The organism is Bradyrhizobium sp. 137, assembly GCF_023074095.1.
GTDB lineage: Bacteria > Pseudomonadota > Alphaproteobacteria > Rhizobiales > Xanthobacteraceae > Bradyrhizobium.
On sequence record NZ_JADPKU010000014.1, the window covers coordinates 1 to 874 of the forward strand.

1 protein-coding gene and 1 pseudogene are annotated in these 874 nt (G+C 63.3%); both read left to right on the plus strand.

Annotated elements, in window-relative coordinates; translation table 11 throughout:
* Positions 1 to 340: transposase (locus IVA78_RS02715; protein ID WP_247464095.1), on the plus strand; the 340-nt coding region annotated here is incomplete at its 5' end.
* Positions 341 to 595: 255 nt separating this feature from the next.
* Positions 596 to 874: pseudogene (locus tag IVA78_RS02720) on the plus strand (IS3 family transposase); the annotation flags it as partial.

Here is an 874-nt window from a genome sequence, read left to right on the forward strand (position 1 = left end):
CGAACTCGTCGCGATTCGTACGACGCTTTACAATCAAATTCGTGGTCTACTGAAGACCTTCGGCGTGGTGCTCGCAGCCGGTAAGGGTGGAACGTTCGACCGCGCAGTGCTCACGCGATGTCCGGAGGACCCCTTGCTCCGAAGCGCCATTGACGCGTTGCTTGAGGCTTGGCGTGTTGCGGGAGAGCGCAGGCAGAGGCTCGATTCGCAGCTTCTACGTCTCGCGCGCACCGATGAGGCCTGCCAGCGCATGATAACGATCCCCGGTGTAGGCGCGATTACTGCATTGACGTTCACGACGGCCGTAGACGATCCTAACCGCTTCGCCCGATCCAACTGATGTCGGAGCGTTTCTCGGCCTGACACCTCGGCGCTATCAATCCGGCGAGGTCGATATCTCTGGCCGGATATCCAAGTCAGGCGACCGCATGGCGCGAAGCCTTCTGTTCGAGGCGGCCAACGCGCTCATGACGCGCGTGCGCAAAGATAGTGCACTCCGCCGTTGGGGGCAGCAATTGATGGCTCGGATCGGGTCGCGAAAGGCCAAGGTCGCCGTGGCACGACAAGGTCCGGCACCCAGGGCAATTGACAGCGATTAGACGACAAAAAGCTCTTCCGGCTCTATCGGGAAGAGAAGCTGACGGTGCGCCGCCGTGGTGGCCGCAAGCGGGCGATCGGGACCAGGGCGCCGATGCTGGTTCCGATGACGCCGAACGACCGGTGGTCGCTCGACTTCGTTTCGGATCAGCTGACCGACGGTCGCCGCTTCCGCATGCTGACCGTGGTCGACGAGTGCACGCGCGAATGCCTGGCGTTGGTGGCCGACACCTCGCTGTCGGGCTCCCGGGTGGCGCGGGAGCTGGACCGGCTGATC